The organism is Jiella marina, from assembly GCF_024359545.1.
Classification (GTDB): domain Bacteria; phylum Pseudomonadota; class Alphaproteobacteria; order Rhizobiales; family Rhizobiaceae; genus Jiella.
The window spans coordinates 36,577-53,140 of record NZ_JAKQZG010000006.1; the positions used below are offsets into that span (position 1 = coordinate 36,577).

General features: G+C 63.8%; 16 protein-coding genes. 6 read left to right on the forward strand and 10 right to left on the reverse strand.

The annotated features are described in order from the left end of the window. Window positions 1-188: 188 nt before the first annotated feature. Together murA and cysS are read right to left on the reverse strand one after the other, a co-directional pair. Window positions 189-1,478 carry a UDP-N-acetylglucosamine 1-carboxyvinyltransferase gene (murA, locus tag MF134_RS12055; protein ID WP_255339714.1) on the reverse strand — a complete coding sequence of 430 codons (1,290 nt, stop codon included), beginning with the start codon at window positions 1,476-1,478 and terminating at the stop codon, window positions 189-191. A gap of 423 nt (window positions 1,479-1,901) precedes the next feature. Then, window positions 1,902-3,425 carry a cysteine--tRNA ligase gene (gene cysS, locus MF134_RS12060; protein WP_255339715.1) on the reverse strand — a complete coding sequence of 508 codons (1,524 nt, stop codon included), beginning with the start codon at window positions 3,423-3,425 and terminating at the stop codon, window positions 1,902-1,904. Window positions 3,426-3,868: 443 nt separating this feature from the next. Here cysS and MF134_RS12065 point away from each other — a divergent pair, with 443 nt between their 5' ends. Next, entirely contained in the window at window positions 3,869-4,048 is a 180-nt protein-coding gene (locus MF134_RS12065) for a hypothetical protein (protein WP_255339716.1), read from the forward strand. Window positions 4,049-4,056: 8 nt separating this feature from the next. On the opposite strand, the gene MF134_RS12070 is transcribed toward MF134_RS12065, so the two are convergent. Beyond that, a complete protein-coding gene (locus MF134_RS12070; protein WP_255339717.1) occupies window positions 4,057-4,698 on the reverse strand; it encodes an SOS response-associated peptidase in 642 nt (213 codons plus the stop codon). A gap of 73 nt (window positions 4,699-4,771) precedes the next feature. On the opposite strand from MF134_RS12070, the gene MF134_RS12075 reads away from it, so the two are divergent. The 4 genes from MF134_RS12075 to MF134_RS12090 all read left to right on the forward strand — a co-directional run bounded on the left by MF134_RS12075 (window position 4,772) and on the right by MF134_RS12090 (window position 7,320). Continuing rightward, window positions 4,772-5,197 (forward strand): NUDIX hydrolase, encoded by a 426-nt coding sequence (locus MF134_RS12075; RefSeq protein ID WP_255339718.1) that lies wholly within the window; start codon window positions 4,772-4,774, stop codon window positions 5,195-5,197. Between the two features lie 135 nt (window positions 5,198-5,332). Next, window positions 5,333-5,782 carry a TIGR02301 family protein gene (locus MF134_RS12080; protein ID WP_255339719.1) on the forward strand — a complete coding sequence of 150 codons (450 nt, stop codon included), beginning with the start codon at window positions 5,333-5,335 and terminating at the stop codon, window positions 5,780-5,782. Window positions 5,783-5,882: 100 nt separating this feature from the next. Beyond that, complete coding sequence (locus MF134_RS12085; protein WP_255339720.1) at window positions 5,883-6,143, forward strand: hypothetical protein; 261 nt, start codon at window positions 5,883-5,885, stop codon at window positions 6,141-6,143. A 199-nt stretch (window positions 6,144-6,342) separates the two neighbouring features. Next, entirely contained in the window at window positions 6,343-7,320 is a 978-nt protein-coding gene (locus MF134_RS12090; protein WP_255339721.1) for a hypothetical protein, read from the forward strand. Between the two features lie 9 nt (window positions 7,321-7,329). Here MF134_RS12090 and MF134_RS12095 read toward each other — a convergent pair whose 3' ends face one another. Continuing rightward, entirely contained in the window at window positions 7,330-8,694 is a 1,365-nt protein-coding gene (locus MF134_RS12095; RefSeq protein ID WP_255339722.1) for an 8-oxoguanine deaminase, read from the reverse strand. Between the two features lie 402 nt (window positions 8,695-9,096). After that, window positions 9,097-9,888 (reverse strand): creatininase family protein, encoded by a 792-nt coding sequence (locus MF134_RS12100; protein WP_255339723.1) that lies wholly within the window; start codon window positions 9,886-9,888, stop codon window positions 9,097-9,099. 127 nt (window positions 9,889-10,015) lie between these two features. Between MF134_RS12100 and MF134_RS12105 the strand changes: the two genes are divergently transcribed. Beyond that, window positions 10,016-10,480 carry a MarR family winged helix-turn-helix transcriptional regulator gene (locus MF134_RS12105; RefSeq protein ID WP_255339724.1) on the forward strand — a complete coding sequence of 155 codons (465 nt, stop codon included), beginning with the start codon at window positions 10,016-10,018 and terminating at the stop codon, window positions 10,478-10,480. A gap of 97 nt (window positions 10,481-10,577) precedes the next feature. Here MF134_RS12105 and MF134_RS12110 read toward each other — a convergent pair whose 3' ends face one another. From MF134_RS12110 to MF134_RS12130, 5 genes are all read right to left on the reverse strand, one after another. Continuing rightward, complete coding sequence (locus MF134_RS12110; RefSeq protein WP_255339725.1) at window positions 10,578-12,032, reverse strand: aspartate aminotransferase family protein; 1,455 nt, start codon at window positions 12,030-12,032, stop codon at window positions 10,578-10,580. A gap of 12 nt (window positions 12,033-12,044) precedes the next feature. Further along, window positions 12,045-13,061, reverse strand: coding sequence for an NAD-dependent epimerase/dehydratase family protein (locus MF134_RS12115; protein ID WP_255339726.1), 1,017 nt, complete (start codon window positions 13,059-13,061; stop codon window positions 12,045-12,047). Then, complete coding sequence (locus MF134_RS12120; RefSeq protein WP_255339727.1) at window positions 13,058-13,516, reverse strand: EamA family transporter; 459 nt, start codon at window positions 13,514-13,516, stop codon at window positions 13,058-13,060. The genes MF134_RS12115 and MF134_RS12120 overlap by 4 nt, the downstream gene beginning before the upstream one ends. Before the next feature lie 95 nt (window positions 13,517-13,611). Next, window positions 13,612-15,003, reverse strand: coding sequence for an FAD-binding oxidoreductase (locus tag MF134_RS12125; protein WP_255339728.1), 1,392 nt, complete (start codon window positions 15,001-15,003; stop codon window positions 13,612-13,614). Continuing rightward, the gene (locus MF134_RS12130; protein ID WP_255339729.1) at window positions 14,996-16,435 is read right to left on the reverse strand and encodes a UbiA family prenyltransferase; all 1,440 of its coding nucleotides are present in this window, start codon (window positions 16,433-16,435) and stop codon (window positions 14,996-14,998) included. Before MF134_RS12130 ends, MF134_RS12125 begins: the two co-directional genes overlap by 8 nt. Window positions 16,436-16,564 lie beyond the last annotated feature (129 nt).

Below are 16,564 nucleotides of genomic sequence, written 5' to 3' on the forward strand. Positions count from 1 at the left end.
CGGCGCCATCGCCCCTGACTTTCATTCGATGCGTCCGCCGGTCACTCCGGCATCTCGCTGAAATCCACCCTCGCGCGTCCGGTAGACGCGAGCCGTCGGGAAACGCCCTTTAAATCGGCGCAATCGCAACAAAAAGCAAGGCGCCGCTCGGCTTTTCGCGTTTCTCGTGCCGTCAGCCTGCCTTCCAATCAGCCGGAAATGCGCTCGATTTCCGCCCCGCAACGGCCCAGCTTTTCCTCCAGCCGCTCGAAGCCGCGATCGAGATGATAGACGCGGTTGACCAGCGTATCGCCTTCCGCAACGAGACCCGCAATGACCAGGGAGACGGAGGCGCGCAGATCGGTCGCCATCACCGGCGCGCCCTTCAACGCCTTCACCCCCTCGACCCGGGCAACCTGGCCCGACAGCGAAATCTTCGCGCCGAGCCGCGCCAGTTCCTGCACATGCATGAAGCGGTTCTCGAAGATCGTCTCGGTAATCGTGGCAATGCCGTTCGACTTCGTCATCAGCGCCATGAACTGCGCCTGAAGGTCGGTCGGGAAGCCCGGATAGGGATCGGTCGTTACGTCGACCGCGTTGATGCCGCCGCCATTGCGCTGAACCCGGATGCCGTTTTCGACCGGAGTCAGGATCGCGCCGGCCTCGGAGATCGCCCTGGCCGCGGCCGGCAGAAGATCGGCATGCGTGCCGGTCAGTGTCACATCGCCGCCGGTCATCGCGACCGCCATGGCGTAGGTCCCGGTCTCGATCCGGTCCGGCAGCACCCGGTGCCTGGCGCCGGAGAGCGCCGCAACGCCGTCGATGCGAATGGTCGACGTACCGGCGCCGTCGATTTTCGCGCCCATTGCGGTCAGGCAATTGGCGAGATCGATGATCTCCGGCTCGCGGGCGGCGTTTTCAAGGACAGTCTCCCCCTTCGCGAGCGTCGCCGCCATCATCAGCACATGCGTCGCCCCGACCGAAACTTTCGGCATCTTGTAGCGACCGCCGACGAGGCCGCCCTTGGCGCTCGCCACCGCGTAGCCCGCCTCGATGTCGATCTCGGCGCCGAGCGCTCGCAAACCGTCGATGAAGATGTCCACCGGCCGCGTGCCGATGGCGCAACCGCCAGGCAGCGAGACCTTGGCCTGATGCATGCGCGCCAGAAGCGGCCCGATGACCCAGAAGCTCGCCCGCATCTTGGAGACGAGCTCATAGGGGGCGGTCGTGTCGACGATGTTGCGGGCGTTGAAATGGATCGTGCGGCCGAGCCCCGCCTCCTGGCGCAGGCGCTTGCCCGTGACGGAAAAGTCGACGCCGTGATTGCCGAGAATGCGCGTGAGCCCCTCGACATCGGCGAGATGCGGCACGTTTTCGAGCGTCAGCGTGTCGTCGGTCAGGAGCGAAGCGATCATCAGCGGCAGCGTGGCGTTCTTCGCCCCGGAGATCGGAATCGTCCCGTTCAACTCGTTGCCGCCGCGAATGCGAATGCGATCCATATGCGCTCCTGCCAGCCGTTTCTCGACATCGGTGCTTCGGCCTAGCGGGCTCGACGCGATGCGAATTGTCGTTTCCCGCGCCGCGGCTCGTCCAGTGACGCGCCAAGGCTGAAATTCCGTTCGTCCCACGAAATTGGGGCAAGTCGAGGGACTCGCAGCCGGTGCTCACCAACGGCGGACCGGCTTCTCAGCAACTCGCACGGCCGCCCCGGGGGATTTCCCGGGCAGCCGGACAAAACCGATGCATACGTCCCAACGCTGGCTCTCTACACCAGGTCATGAGGTGAGACAAATCGGCGCAATTTGCGGGCGTCGTCATTTCGCTGGGCGTGCCGAAACGCGGCCTAGAACGAATGAAACCGAGCCTCTCCAATTCGTCATCCCGGCTCAAGGCCGGGATGACGACCGCAGAAGGGAGAGCGCTCAGCGCTTCACCTCCCAAGTGGTCACGCGCTCTCCGGTCTTGGGGTCCTTGCCGTCCTTGAGTTGGATGCCCTTGGCCGCCAGTTCGTCGCGGATGCGGTCGGCTTCAGCCCAGTTCTTGTCGCGGATCAGGGCAAGGCGATTATCCACTGCTGCGTTGATAAAGCTCGCATCGACATCGGGAGCTGTGACGTCGAACCCGAGAAGAATAAGAGTTTCTTTAACTTGCCCGGCTGCGTTCAGGCGGTCTTCGTCAAAGATTGGATCGCCATCTTCTTCTGCAAACGGCTGCTCGGAACCTGATACCCACTCGTCCCAATGTCGGCCGAAAGCCTCATTCGAAAGTCGAGAGAGTTGAGAAAGCACAGTAGCCATATCGAGATCGTTCTTCAGCACCTCTACCAACTCGTAAGGCTCACTACCGTGATGCTCAGCTAGGTCAGCCGCTCGCTTAAATTTCCGCAGCAGGTTTTCCGCCTCCTCCAGCCGCCGCACCGAAAAGTCGATTGGCTCGCGGTAATGCGTCATCAGCATGGCAAGGCGCAGCACTTCGCCCGGCCATTTCCGGCCACCGAACTTTTCCGTTTCCAGAAGCTCCTGGATGGTGACGAAATTGCCTTCCGACTTCGACATCTTCCGGCCTTCGACCTGAAGATAGCCATTGTGCATCCAGACCTCGGCCATCTTCTCGGTGCCGTGGGCGCAGCGGGACTGGGCGATCTCGTTCTCATGGTGCGGGAAGATCAGGTCGAGCCCGCCGCCATGGATGTCAAAGGTCTGGCCGAGCGTGGCCGCGCTCATCACCGAGCACTCGATGTGCCAGCCGGGGCGCCCCCGCCCCCAGGGCGAATCCCAGCCCGGCTCCTCAGGCGAGGAGAGCTTCCACAGGACGAAGTCGCCGGGATTCTTCTTGTGTTCGTCGACCGCGACGCGCGCTCCGGCCCGCATCTCCTCGAGCTTTCGCCGGGACAGGCCGCCGTAATCCTCCATCGAGGTCACGTCGAACAGCACTTCGCCGCCGGCCTGATAGGCATGCCCCTTCTCAATCAGCGTCGCGATCATCGAGACCATGTCGTGGCCGTCGTCATGGCCGGAGACGAAGTCGGTCGCCCGCGGCTGATGGGTCGGCTCAAGATTGCCGAGTGCTGCCGCGTCCTTCTCGAACTGCGCGGCGGTGGTCTCCGTCACCTTGCGGATCGCCTCGTTCAGCGGCAGGTCCGGATAGTCGCGCAGCGCCCGCGCGTTGATCTTGTCGTCGACGTCGGTGATGTTGCGCGTATAGACCACCCGGTCATCGCCATAGAGATGGCGGAGCAGGCGATAGAGCACATCGAAGACGATGACCGGCCGCGCATTGCCGATATGGGCGTAATCGTAGACCGTCGGCCCGCAGACATACATGCGCACCCGCCGATCGGCCTCCGGAATGGCGTCGTTCCGCCAGTCCAGCGGCCGGAACGCCTCCTTCTGCCGCGTCATCGTGTTGAAGAGCGTGAGGCCGCGAAAGCCGTCGTCCTTCGTCATGACAAACCCTTTTCCAGAGCGCGCCCTTTTCCAGAGCAGGCCCTTTTCTCGAACCGGCGGGATGCAGACGGGCCAGAACCGACCCGTCGTCTTTGCCCGCGGCACATACCGGATGTTTCCGGCCATGGCGATGCATGTTTCGGGTCGCCGTTTCTGCGTCGCGCCCCACGCCGGCTGGGAAGCCCCGGCAATACCCACGATTCATGACCGGCCGAAACAGAACTTGTAGCCGTCACAAAGCTGAAACAATGGCGCCGCCAAAAGCGGATTTGACGAAAATTCTTACCAAATTTCAGAGGCTTCACTGTAACTCGGCGGACACGTCCACGCATCATTGGCGCAATGTTACCGCGCTAAGGAGGATCGGGTCAGTTTCGGTCTTCAAACTGGCGCAATTGGAGGGCTTCCCAGCAGAGCCCATGCATCACCACGGACCACATGCCATGACCACCGACACTCTCGAATTCCGCTCCAAGCAAGAACGCGACAACGAGATCGACCTCGTACGGAACTATCGCGACATCGCGATTCCGGCGATCGCGGCCGCCAGCCAGGCCTGCCGCAAGTCGACCAACGCCGCGAAGGCTCCGCTTGCGCGCATCGCGATGACGCCGGCCGAGTAGGGCCGACCTCAGTCATCCGCCGCAGCAAATGAAAGGCGTCCCGCAATCGGGGCGTCCAGGATGTCGCCGATATCGTCCGGCCCGTTCGTCCGGCAGTCCAGCCAGCGCTCGTAGTCGCCGGGATCGACGATCACCGGCCTGCGCTCGCCAAGGCCGTGAAGCTCGGGTCCGGCCGGCGCAGTCAGGATCGCTGCCGTGTCGATCTCGCTGCCATCGCCTGCCATGTAGGGCTCGAATAGCCCGGCGATCGCAAAGACCTGCGCCCCGGCGAGGCTGATCTCGAGGAGCTTCCCGGCGCCCTCGCCCGCCTGCCGCTTGCGGTGAAAGGCCGTCGCCGGCACGAGACAGCGGCGGTGTCGTAAGGCGCCGCGAAAGGCGTTCTTCTCCGCGACCGTCTCGGCCCGTGCGGCGAACATCACCGGCGGCGTGTCCTCCCCGCGATACCAGGACGGGGTCAGGCCCCAGCGCGCCAGCTGCGCATGGCGCCCTTCCCGCCAGACTTCCACCCGGCCTTCGCTGCCAGCCAGAACAACCAGAATCGGTTGCGTCGGCAGGATGCGCGGCCGCGGCGGAAACGGATCGATCTCCTTGAGGCCGAAATGCTCGGCCAGCACCTCCGGCGAGCAGGTCAGGGCGAATCTTCCGGCCATCTCGCGTCTCTCACCCTCTTTCGATTGACACCCGGCTTGGACCTGCACGTCGACGACCATATCTCGAAGGTCGATGAGCGATTCCGCAAGCCCCCTTCTCGGCGTCTCGACCTGCCTCGTCTCGCCAGCCGGCATTCTCCTGGTCCAGCGCGGCAAACCGCCCTTTGCCGGCCTTTGGAGCCTCCCGGGCGGCGGCGTTCGCTTCGGCGAGAGACTTGAGGAAGCCGGCCGCCGAGAAGTCCGCGAAGAAACCGGCCTTGTCGCGGACTCTCTGACATTCATCACCTTTCACGAAGTCATCGACACGAGGTCCCATGCCGTCATCGCCGTCTTTGCCGGCAGGGTCGACGGGACGGTCGAACCGAAAGCCGCTGACGACGCCCGTGCCGCCGGCTTCCGCAGCTTGGTCGACATCCGCAGGTGCGAAGGCGAAGGTCTTACGACGCCGCGTCTCGCCGCGGTCGTCGAGCGCTGCTTGGCGGGCCTCGAGGTACCGTAGAGGCCGCTTTTCGCTCGCATTTTCATCAAATCCGATTGGTGGCTGTTGCCTGAACAGCGCAGGGTGAGGATTTCGGGCCACGCAGCGCACGCCGCGGCTTGCGTGACCTTTAACGAATGATGAATGTTATTGCCCATGCGACCCAGACGACTCACTCACGCGATGGCGATCGCCGGCATGCTTCTCGTCGCCGGCGCGGCGCACATGCCCGCTGCCCACGCGCAGGAGGAAGAGGCGGCCGAGGAAGCCACGGAAGAGTCGCAACCGGCCGAACGGCCGAGCAATGCGCCCTATATGCGCCCCATGAGCCGGCTTGCGACGATCCTCGGATCGATGCATTTCCTTCGCAAGCTTTGCGGCGACGAGGAAGCCGGCGTCTGGCGGGACGAGATGAACACGCTGCTGGAGGCCCTCGCGCCGAGCGACGCCGATCGCCGGCACCTGATCGCGAGCTTCAACAGCGGCTATCGGGCTTTCGAAGCCACCTATCGCAGCTGCACGGATGCGGCGCGGGTGGCGGCGAATCGCTATCGCGAAGAAGGGGCGACCCTCGCGAGAGAGATCGGCTCCAGATATGGAGCTTAACGTTTGATTAGGGATCGCGCGAAAACGCGAGTCACTGCCTGCGCAATCATGCTAGGTCTTAACGAGGCGTGAAAGCGGCAAGGAAAATTGAGGGGGTCCGATGATTGATTTGCAGAGTGCCGAACTGGACGAGATGATCCAGGCGGAAAAGAAGCAGGTGGCCCTCGAATACCACAACGAGGCCTGGGCCGACGGCATGTCGGACGGGATCGAGACGGAAATCCTGGCCGAGACCGCCATCGTCACGGCTTTGACGGAACTCGTGCGTCTTCATGGCGAAGACGACGTGCTGGACATGATGGAGACGCTTCGCAAGCGGCTGGAATTCGGGGAATTCCGCGCCGACCGGACGTTGCAGTAGCACGCGTCGCGATCGCCGCGCCAACCAGGCTCCGCCGCCGCTTCGAGCGCGGCAGCCGTTCGCCATTGGTACCATTTGGGCCAACGTCACCGGACCGGATTGCGATCCGGGAGCCGAGCCACGACATGGCGGCGTGGATAAGCTCACGTCGATTGGCACGAGATTTCAGGACACTCCAGGGCGAAGGGGACGAAGATTGATGCGCCGATCGACGAGCATGCTCTTCAAGGCTGGCGTCTTCAGTCTGGCGGTCCTCGGCTCGCTTTCCGATGCCTCCGCCTTCTCGCTGTTCGAGGGCGAGGACGGCAGCGGTATCAGCAAGGAAGGCATCATCGCCGTGCCGCTCCCGCCGCTTCCCGGCACGGCCGCTCCGAGCGCCAAGCCGGACGCGGAGCCGAAGCCAGTGCAGGGGCCGCAGCTGCCCCGCGATGGTGGCGCGCGCGGCGCTTCCCCCGACCCCGGCGACGAGGCCGAGGGCACCGACCAGGGCGAGCGTCCCTTTCCGCCGGACGATCAGTCGACGGGAGCCATCGTCAAGCCCGCAGCGCCGGCAGACGACAAACGAGATGCAGATGCCGATGAAAAGAGCCCAGGCGCCGACGAGCGTGGAACGGGCGGACGGGTCAGGCCGGCCGCTGCCGGCGATGACGATGGACCGGCGGCGATTCGGGAAGATGGCGCGGAGGAACCGCGCCTCGCCACGCCGCTGCCCGTGGAAATCGGCCACGGTGAAGCGAATCTGCCGGCCCCCGTCCGCGACCTTCGTGCGAAGCTGATGGAAATCGCCCGAACCGGCGATATCGAGAAGCTGCGTCCCTATATCGAGACGGGCGCGGACGGCACGGTGCTCAGCTTCGGCGCAGACATCGACGATCCGATCGAATTTCTGAAATCCGCCTCGGGCGACGGCGAGGGCATCGAGATCCTCGCGATCCTCCTGGAAGTGCTCGAATCCGGTTACGCCCGGACCGAACCGGGCTCGGAGAACGAGATCTACGTGTGGCCCTATTTCACCCAGGTCGATCTGTCGAAGCTGACGAAGCCGCAGCTCGTCGAACTTTTCGAACTGGTCACGGCGGGCGACTATCGTGCCATGCTCGATTTCGGCGCCTATAATTTCTACCGCGCGGGCATCACGCCGGAGGGCAAATTGCAGTTCTTCGTCGCTGGCGATTGACGGCCGCGATCAGGCGAAGCGGCGCGCTGCCTCGCCGTGCCGAGCCCGCAGGTCTTCGAGATCGATGCCGACAGGCCGGCCATCCATAACCCGCCATTGTCCGCCGACCATCACGCGGTCGGCGCCCTGCGCGCCACACAGGACCAGGGCCGCGATTGGGTCGTGCGCGCCGGAAAAGCGCAACTCGTCCAGGGTGAAGAACGCGAGGTCGGCCTGCGTGCCGACGGCGATGCGTCCCAGTTCCGGGCGACCGAGACAAGCGGCCGACCCTTCGGTCGCGAGTTGGATCGCATCGCGCGCCGTGAAGGCCGAGGCGGAGCGATAGTTCAACCGCTGCACCATCAAGGCCGTGCGCAGTTCGGCAATCATGTTCGACCCGTCATTCGACGCCGAGCCGTCGACGCCTAGGCCGACCGGCGCACCGGCCTCCTGCAATTCGCGAACCGGGCAGAAGCCCGAGGCGAGGACTGCATTCGAGGCCGGGCAATGGCAGACGCCCACCTTGTGGCGGCCGAGCTTCCGGCATTCTTCGGTGGTGAAATGAATGCCATGACCAAGCCAGGTCCGCGGCCCGAGCCAGCCCACTTCCTCCAGATAGTCGAGCGGACGGCAGCCAAAGGTCTCTTCGCAAAAGCGGTTCTCGTCCTCGGTCTCGCCAAGGTGGGTGTGCAGCCGGCAGTCGTGCTTTTCGGCCAGAGCCGCCGTCTCGCTCATCAGCCGGCGCGTCACCGAAAAGGGCGAACAGGGCGCGAGCGCGATCTGCAACATCGCGGCTTCGGATCGATCGTGATAGCGGCCGATCAGCCGCTCGCTGTCGGCGAGGATCGTATCGGCGTCCTGCACGACGCTGTCCGGCGGCAGGCCGCCGTCCTTTTCCGAGAGATCCATCGACCCGCGCGTCAGCGTCACCCGGATGCCGAGCGCGGCCGCCTCTTCCACCTCGATGTCGATCGCATCGTCGAGACCGGCCGGAAACAGATAGTGATGATCGGCCGCGGTCGTGCAGCCGGACATCAAAAGCTCGGTCAGGGCCAATCGCGCCGCCAGCCGCATGCTGTCGGCATCGAGCCGCCCCCAGATCGGATAGAGGCTCTTCAGCCAGGGAAAGAGCTCCTTGTCGATCGCCTGCGGATGGGCGCGGGTCAGCGTCTGGTAGAAATGGTGATGGGTGTTGATCAGGCCCGGCAGGACCACATGGCGGGAGACGTCGACCGTCTCGTCGACGAGCTCGCTCGGCTCCGCCCCAGCAGGAACGAGTTCAACGATCCGCCCACCGGCAACGACCACGCCGCCGCCAGCGCGTTCCGCCAGAATCGCCAGCGGGTTCTTCAGCCAAACGCGGCGAGTGGCGCCCTGCGGTTCGGATGCTGGCATGGCAGGTCACCTTTGCTTGGGCGCACGGAGGGAAGACGGTCCCCCCTATGTGAAGCGGCACTGGCCCCCTCTGGCAATCCCCCAACTTGCGTGGCGTTGGCCATCGTCGAAGGACGTGGGAACGCGCTTGCACTAAAGCGCGTGCGTCCAATTGGACGCACAAGGGACGCTCTATCTTATTGAATCCACGCATCGTGCTTTCCGAAAATCGATTCCGATTTTCGGGCCGATGCTGTAGCGCCCCTCACCCTGAGCCTGTCGAAGGGTGACTTTTGCGGACTTCGGACGATCAGATGCGCTCCGGACAATTGTCCACAGGTTCCCAGGCGATCTGCAGCGGATTGCACTCCCTCGCCCTTCGATAGGCTCAGGGTGAGGGAGTGCCGGTATGCCGCGGCTACCTCAAACCAAATCCCCGAGATCAAACGCCAGCACATCCTCAACAAACCCAATGAACCGATCCGCCTGATACTCCGCGATCTCTTTACCGATCTCCGGTGTCGCGTGCCGCGCATCGCCGACGACACCCTCGGCATTCAAATCGCCCGCCATCCAGCCGAAGCCGAGGCGGCCATGGGCGCGCAGATGGGTGTGGCGCTCGGACAGCGTCCTTTGAAGGGTGGGGAAATCCCGGATGGCATCGTTGCGCACGACGTCGGGATAGAAATGCTGCATCAGCGCCGTCTCGACCGCGCCGCCATGGATGCCGTGATCGATCTCGTCCGCCGGCAGCAGGCCTTCTGGATAGCCGAAGCGCAACCAGGAGCAGGTTCCGACCAGCATCTTGTGAGAACGGCGCAACTCCAGCGCGACCGTGTCCATCACCGGCGTGTTGCCGCCATGAGCGTTCACGATAACGAGCCGCCGGAACCCCGATGCGGCTAGACCTTCGCCGATCTCGATCAGCGCCTGGGTCACCGTCTTCCAGTCGAGGCTGAGCGTGCCGGGAAAGCCCGTATGCTCGGTCGATTTGCCGAAGCGGAATGTCGGCAGGAAGGTCACCGGTCGCGCGGCCGGCATCCGGGCAATCGCCAAATCCACCATGGCGTCGGCCAGAAGCGCGTCGGTTCCGAGCGGCAGATGGGGGCCGTGCTGCTCGACGGCGGCAATGGGCAGGACCGCAACCGCGTCGGCGAGCTCGGGGCCGGCGGCAGCCAGTTCGGCCGATGTCATCTCCTCGAAGCGGCGTCGCATCGGTCCCTCGTCGATCCCGTTCACGCCTTGATGCCCTGACCGAAGATATGTGGCAAGTCCTTGCATTGGCTGGACATCGCCCTTGCGCTCGACCATCTTGACGGTGATTCGCGATACGGGAGATCGGATGGCGCGGAAAAGGAAGAAAGGCTCCGTCACGGGCCAGCTCGTTCTTGCCTCGCGAAGCGCCAGAACCGCCTTGATGCACGATCTGGATGCGCTGGGGCTTTATCCCGGCCAGGACAGCGTGCTGGTTGCGATCGGCGACGAAGACGGCATCACGCTCCGCGATCTCGCCGTGAAGCTCTCGGTCAAGCCGCCGACGGTGACGAAAACCATTGCGCGGCTGGTCGCCCAGGGCCTCGTCGAAAAACGCGCTTCCGGCAACGATCTTCGCCAGAACCGGGCGTTCCTGACTGTGGCCGGGCATGCCGCGGTGGGCAATGTGAAGAAGGCCCAGAAATCCTTGGAGCGCCGGGCGCTGAAGGGTTTTTCGACCAAGGAGCGCAAGGCGTTCCGCAAGTATCTCCAGCGGTTGGGAGAGAATCTGGGGGCTTCCGCGGCCCCCGAGATATCCGACCCCGAAGGCTGATGCTCCCGCACCCCGAGCGCTGAAAAAAGCCAGCCCTCGCCCCGGGGCTCCGCAAGAGCGGCATCGGGGGCGAGGGTGATTGTTCGAGCGCTCAGGCTCAGCCGAGCTGCGACTTCACGAAGTCCTTGACGATCGAGACGATGCCGCGCGACAGGAGATCATCGAGCGCGTCGCAGAACTGGTCGACGTGATCTTCCGAACAGATCAGCGGCGGCTCCAGACGGATGACGTTGCGGTTGTACTCGGTGAAGGCGACGAGGACGTCGTAGTCCCTCAAGAGCAGCGCCCCGATGAAGCCCGACAGCGAGCCCTTGAGTTTGTCGTCGAGCATCGCCACCATCGGCCGCAGGGCCAGCGGCAGGGTGCGCGAGAAGTCCTGGAACTCCAGTCCGATCATCAGACCCTGGCCACGGACTTCCTTGATGATGGTCGGATATTTCTCCTGAATGGCTTTCAGACGATCGAGGAGATAGGCGCCGGTTTCGGCCGAATTGCCGATCAGGTCCTCGTCGTAAAGGACGTTCAGTCCTTCGATCGCCGTGATGCAGGCCTCACCGATGCCGCCGAAAGTTGCCTGTGCGTGGATCATCGCGGTCTTCGGGTTGCCATAGGCCTTCATGTAGACGTCGCGCTTGGCGATCATCGCACCGACGGCCGCCTTGCCGGCGCCGAGCGACTTGGCGAGCGCCGTCACGTCCGGCACCACGCCATGATGTTCGAAGGCGTAGAACTTGCCCGTCCGGCCATAGCCGCACTGCACCTCGTCGGCGACCCACAGCACGTTGTGGCGGTCGCAGAGCGCGCGCACGCCCTGCCAGTATTCCGTCGAGGCGCCGATGATGCCGCCGCCGCCCTGCACCGTCTCCAGCACCACGACGCCAACGTCGGAATCGTTCTCGATGACCCGTTTCAGGGCTTCGAGATCGCCATGGGGGACCTTGTACGTGTTGCCGACCAGCTTGAATTCGCCCTGATAGAGCGGCGAGTCGGTGATCGACAGAACACCCTTGGACTTGCCGTGGAACGAGTTCTCGGCATGGACGATCTTGCAGTTCTTGCGGCCGGATGCGCGTTCGGCGACCTTGATCGCCGCTTCCATGGCTTCCGAACCGGTCGAGCCGAGGAACACCATGTCGAGTTCGCCGGGCGAACAGGCGGCGAGGTTCTTGGCGAGCGCCGAGGCGTATTGCGACAGGAACGCGATCGCGATCTCATGGCGCTTTTCCGCCTGGAAACGCTCACGCGCCGCCAGGATCCGGGGATGATTGTGGCCCTGGGCAAGCGAGCCGAAACCACCGAAGAAATCGAGGATCTTTCGGCCGTTCTGGTCGATGTAATACATCCCCTCGGCGCGCTCGACCTTCACCTTGTGAAAGCCGAGAAGCTTCATGAAGTGGAACTGGCCGGGATTGATGTGCTGTTTGAACAGATCGGCCATCGTTTCCACCGAGAGCGCCTTGGCGTCCTCGACGGAAAGGAGCTGCGGCTTTTGCGGGCCGCGGCGCAGGCTGTCGTCAAGGGCCGGCGCGGAAATCGTCGGGCGGTCGAGCATCGAAAGGGCTCCTTATTCGGCCGGCTGGGGATGGGAGGCGAGCTTGCCGGAGGCTGCCTGGCGCTTGGCGCGGTATTCGCTGTAGGCGGCGATCAGCATGTCCTCGTCGCGATACTGGGGCACCCAGCCGAGCTGGCGTTCGCCCTTCGACACGTCGAGAACGCATTCCTCGTCCGCGATGAGATACTGCTCCGGATCCATCAGCGGCATGTTGAGGGCGTCGAGGAGGTCGAGCGTGCGCTTGACCGCCCAGCCAGGCGTCGGAACGAGAATCGACTTCGATCCGGCATGCTTGATGAGATCGCCGAGAAGCTTCTTCACCGGCGGCGGGTTGAGCGAGCCGAGATTGTAGGCCTCGTTCGGGACGCCCGCCTTCCAGGCGAGACGCGCGGCTTCCGCGCAGTCGAAGACCGAGATGAACTGATACGGGTTCTTGCCCGAGCCGATCATCGGAACCGGAAAATTGTGGTCGATCAGCTTGAACAGCTTTTCGAGAATACCCAGCCGGCCCGGGCCGATAATGAGGCGCGGCCGGAAGAGCGAGATGTTCATGCCCTTCTTGCGCCATTCGGCGGCCAGAACCTCGGTGTCGAGCTTGGACTGGCCATATTCGCCAAGCGGGGAGACCGGATGCTCTTCGGTCATCGGATAGGTCACCGTATGACCGTAGATCATGTCCGTGGTGAAATGGACGAGGTTCGGCGCGGCGGCCTTGTCCATTGCCTGGATGATGTTCTCGGTGCCGAAATAGTTGACCGGATAGAAGAAGTCGTGGCGCTTCGCCCGGACCTGGATCGGCGAGAGCATCTTGGCCGACAGGTTGTAGACCATGTCCTCGGGCGCCATCGGCACCTTGGCACAGTCTGCCGGGCGGGTGACGTCGCAATGCATGAAGCGGACGCCGGCGCCGTAATGGGGCAGATCGCTCTTGGCGATATCGGCGACGATGACCTCCTCGCCATCGGCAAGGAGCTTCTTGGCAAGGTGACGGCCGACGAATCCGTCACCGCCGAAAAGAACGTGTTTCATTGGGACACCTCTGAGGGCTTGGACATCCGGGACTGGGAGACTTGATTGGCGGCAACGTCGACCGGCTCGTCGACATGCGGCTGGCTGCCGCTCTGGGCGATGAAGAAGGTTCCGCCGCAGATCAGGGCAATGCCGAGAATACGCATCGCATTCACGTCTTCGCGGAAGACGAAATAGGCGAAGACGGCCACCGCCACGTAAGCGAGCGACAGGAACGGGTAGGCGAAGGAGAGATCGACCTTCGAAAGCACGAAAAGGTGCGAGGCCATGGAGATCACGAAGGTGAGGAGCCCCAGAAACACCCAGGGGCTGAACACGATCTGCAGGATCTTCAGGATCGGATTGACCCCGGCAAAGCTCAGCTCTCCGAGCTGCATCATGCCGTATTTCAACATCACCTGCGCGGCCGCGTTGGTGAACACGGTAAACAGGATGAAGGGGATGTACTTCGTCATTCGCCCGTCCTCGGCTGCATCGGCCCTTCGTTGCCGGGCCGCTTTCGTGCGTTTCTAGCGACCAAAGCTCAGAGATGGGTTAAGTCGACGCTGGGTCAGATGCCGTCTGCAACTGTTCTTGCCGGTACGGTAAAGGAAGCGCTCAGCGGTTCGCTCGAATTGTCCGCAATCGACTGCGTACGGCCGGAAGCAAATCGCATAGCGGTGCGCGTCCAGAAATCGGAGAGGATCGCGGGATCCCGGAGCGCTTCCAGACGGCGCCAGTTCGCAAAGCCCCGATCGAAGCTTTCAGCCGACATGCGGGCATCCTTGTAGGGATTGACCGCCCCGCCCGCTTCGATCGTGATCCGGTCGAGCTCGGCGAGGAGCTTCAACGTCTTTTCGCCACGATGGGGAAAGTCGAGGGTCAGCGTGTAGCCCGGCCGAGGAAAGCTGGTGAGACCGGGACTCGGGCGGTCACCGAAGCGCTTCAGCACGGTCAGGAACGAGCCATGCTTATGGCTTTTCGCGCATTCGATCAGCGCCCGGACCACGGTCTCGGCATCGCCCACGGGCACGACACTTTGATGCTGGTGAAGCCCGCGCGGTCCGTAGAGCCGGTTCCAGGCGCCGACCCGATCGAGCGGATAGAAGAATCCGTCGAAGGGCACGGTCCGGCTGTGGGTCCCAGCCTTCGCCTTGCGATAATAGGCCTCGTTGAAAGCCTTGAGGAACGGTCCCTGTAGCGGGCTGATTGGCGGCGTGAAGGGCACGCTTGCCAGCGGCGGCCGGGCCACCCCGGTGCGATCGCCCGTCTCCGCATGATCGCCGGCGATCAAGTGCCCGCGCCCGAGCGAAGCGCCGCCCGCCAGCGAGTCGATCCAGGCGACGGCATATTCATGCCGCGCGTCCGCCTCGTCGGCGAGGTCGAAATAGTCGGAAAGCCGGTCGAAGCGGGTGGTCGTCTCGACGATCGAGAGCGAGGGCACCTTCATCAGGCGGATTGTCGCCTGCCGAATTAGACCGGTCAGCCCCATGCCTGAAATGGTCGCGGCAAAAAGCTCGGGCTCTGCGACGGGTGTCAGGGTCAGCCGGCCACGATCGGAGCGCTCGAGTTCGATCGCCTCGACCCAGCACCCGAAGGTGCCGCGCCGGTGGTGGTTCTTGCCGTGGATGTCGTTGGCGATCGCCCCGCCCAGCGTCACGAACTGGGTGCCGGGCGTGACTGGCAGGAACCAGCCGTCGGGGGCCACATGGCGAGTGATCTCGCTGAGGAGAACGCCGGCATCGGCGGTGAGCAGCCCTGAGGCTGGATCAAAGTGGTGGATCCTGGGAGAAAGGCCCGCACGGCTGTCGATCAGCGTTCCGCGGTCGTTGTGGCAGGAATCGCCATAGGAGCGGCCATTGCCGAAGGGCAGGAAGCTGCCGCCGATCCAGTCGAGACGATCGGCGCCGATCGCAGGCCGCTCGGCGCGACGGAGCCGGCCCCAGCTCTGATGGTCACGCATAGGCGGCCAGGAGGAACATCAGCCCGCCGATGGCGACCATCATCTGGCTGCGCCAGTCCTGCAGGATGAAGACGACCGGATCGTCATGCATCTGTTCGCGCCGCGCCAGCACCCAGATGCGCACGATGATGTAGAGCAGGATCGGGCACAGCGGCCAGACGAGATAGGGTTGGGTGTAATGGGCCGCGACCTCGGGGCTGTTGATGTAGAGCGCCAGCACCATGACCGAAGCGAAGCCGGAAGCCATGCCGGCCTGGCTCAGGGTTTCGAGATCTTCCGACACATAGCCGCGACCGGTCTTGGTGCGCGAAGCGCCGATGCCGAAATCCTGGAGCTCCGTGAAGCGTTTCACCAGGGCGAGCGAGAGGAAGAAAAACAGCGAAAAGGCCAGCAGCCAGAAGGAGGCGCCGATCGAAGTGGCCTCGGCGCCGGCGATGATTCGAACCGTGTAGAGCCCCGCGAGCGTCAGCACGTCGATCAGAAGCATCCGTTTGATGAAGAAGGAATAGGCCGTCGTCGCCACCATGTAGCCGGCCAGCACGAGCAGATAGAGCGGCGGGAGAAACAGGCCGATCACGATGGACGTCGACAGCAGCGCCCCCGCCAGGAGGAGTCCGGTCGGTATCGGCAGGGCGCCGCTGGCGAAGGGCCGGTTCTTCTTGGTCTTGTGCTTGCGGTCGGCGGTGAGATCGAGAAGGTCGTTCACGAGATATACCGAGGACGCGGCGAAGGAGAAGCTGAAGAAGGCCGCCAGCGCAGCGAGGACCATCCCGAGGTTGAAGAAATCATGGGTCAGAACCAGCGGCACGAAGACGAGCACGTTTTTCGCCCATTGATGAGGACGCATCGCCTTCAGAGCCGCCTTCGCCCGGCCGAGACCGGATTCGGCGATGAGATTCGATCCGGTCGCACGCTGCCAGCGCCCGGCGACCCGGTCCGGGGCCACCACAGTTGCTTCGGTCGCCGCGTCCAGAAGACAGACGTCCTCGCGGGAATTGCCGTAATATTCAAAGCCGCGTTCGTCACATTCGCCCGCGATCCGCTCGAGCTTGCGACTCGCGGTCAGATTGACCGCGTCGCAGGACGCCATGACATCGTCGAAGAGGCCGAGATGGTCGGCGACCGCATGGGCGAGCCGCTCGTTCGCCCCGGTTGCGAGCACGATCCGCCGCCCCTCGCCCTTGGCCACGCGTAGCGCCTCGACGACTTCCGGACGGTAGGGCAGGAGCGCCGGGTCGAAATCGATATTGCGCGCCAGTTCCGCTTTCAGCCGCGCCTTGCCGGCGGCGGCCCATCCGAACACCTTCCATAGGGTTGCCGGTTGCTGACGAGCCGTCAGGAAGAGCGATTCCCACAGAAGGTCGCTGCGAATCAGCGTGCCGTCCAGATCCACGAAGATCGGGCGGTCGAGGTGAGGAACGCGGGCATCCAACGGTCAGGCCTCCTCTTGGGAATGCAAATGCATTCCTTCAGGTTACCTTCGCATTGTTGCCTTGGCCGGTTTCCTTCGGGTGAAGACGACCGATACAATCGGCCCGGCTCACGATTCTTCGTGTGGCTG

What these genes read in the sequence shown, in the direction of transcription:
- murA (WP_255339714.1), bottom strand. Translation starts at nt 1,478, where the DNA reads ATGGATCGCATTCGCATTCGCGGCGGCAACGAGTTGAACGGGACGATT.
- cysS (WP_255339715.1), bottom strand. Translation starts at nt 3,425, where the DNA reads ATGACGAAGGACGACGGCTTTCGCGGCCTCACGCTCTTCAACACGATG.
- MF134_RS12065 (WP_255339716.1), top strand. Translation starts at nt 3,869, where the DNA reads ATGACCACCGACACTCTCGAATTCCGCTCCAAGCAAGAACGCGACAAC.
- MF134_RS12070 (WP_255339717.1), bottom strand. Translation starts at nt 4,698, where the DNA reads ATGGCCGGAAGATTCGCCCTGACCTGCTCGCCGGAGGTGCTGGCCGAG.
- MF134_RS12075 (WP_255339718.1), top strand. Translation starts at nt 4,772, where the DNA reads ATGAGCGATTCCGCAAGCCCCCTTCTCGGCGTCTCGACCTGCCTCGTC.
- MF134_RS12080 (WP_255339719.1), top strand. Translation starts at nt 5,333, where the DNA reads ATGCGACCCAGACGACTCACTCACGCGATGGCGATCGCCGGCATGCTT.
- MF134_RS12085 (WP_255339720.1), top strand. Translation starts at nt 5,883, where the DNA reads ATGATTGATTTGCAGAGTGCCGAACTGGACGAGATGATCCAGGCGGAA.
- MF134_RS12090 (WP_255339721.1), top strand. Translation starts at nt 6,343, where the DNA reads ATGCGCCGATCGACGAGCATGCTCTTCAAGGCTGGCGTCTTCAGTCTG.
- MF134_RS12095 (WP_255339722.1), bottom strand. Translation starts at nt 8,694, where the DNA reads ATGCCAGCATCCGAACCGCAGGGCGCCACTCGCCGCGTTTGGCTGAAG.
- MF134_RS12100 (WP_255339723.1), bottom strand. Translation starts at nt 9,888, where the DNA reads ATGCGACGCCGCTTCGAGGAGATGACATCGGCCGAACTGGCTGCCGCC.
- MF134_RS12105 (WP_255339724.1), top strand. Translation starts at nt 10,016, where the DNA reads ATGGCGCGGAAAAGGAAGAAAGGCTCCGTCACGGGCCAGCTCGTTCTT.
- MF134_RS12110 (WP_255339725.1), bottom strand. Translation starts at nt 12,032, where the DNA reads ATGCTCGACCGCCCGACGATTTCCGCGCCGGCCCTTGACGACAGCCTG.
- MF134_RS12115 (WP_255339726.1), bottom strand. Translation starts at nt 13,061, where the DNA reads ATGAAACACGTTCTTTTCGGCGGTGACGGATTCGTCGGCCGTCACCTT.
- MF134_RS12120 (WP_255339727.1), bottom strand. Translation starts at nt 13,516, where the DNA reads ATGACGAAGTACATCCCCTTCATCCTGTTTACCGTGTTCACCAACGCG.
- MF134_RS12125 (WP_255339728.1), bottom strand. Translation starts at nt 15,003, where the DNA reads ATGCGTGACCATCAGAGCTGGGGCCGGCTCCGTCGCGCCGAGCGGCCT.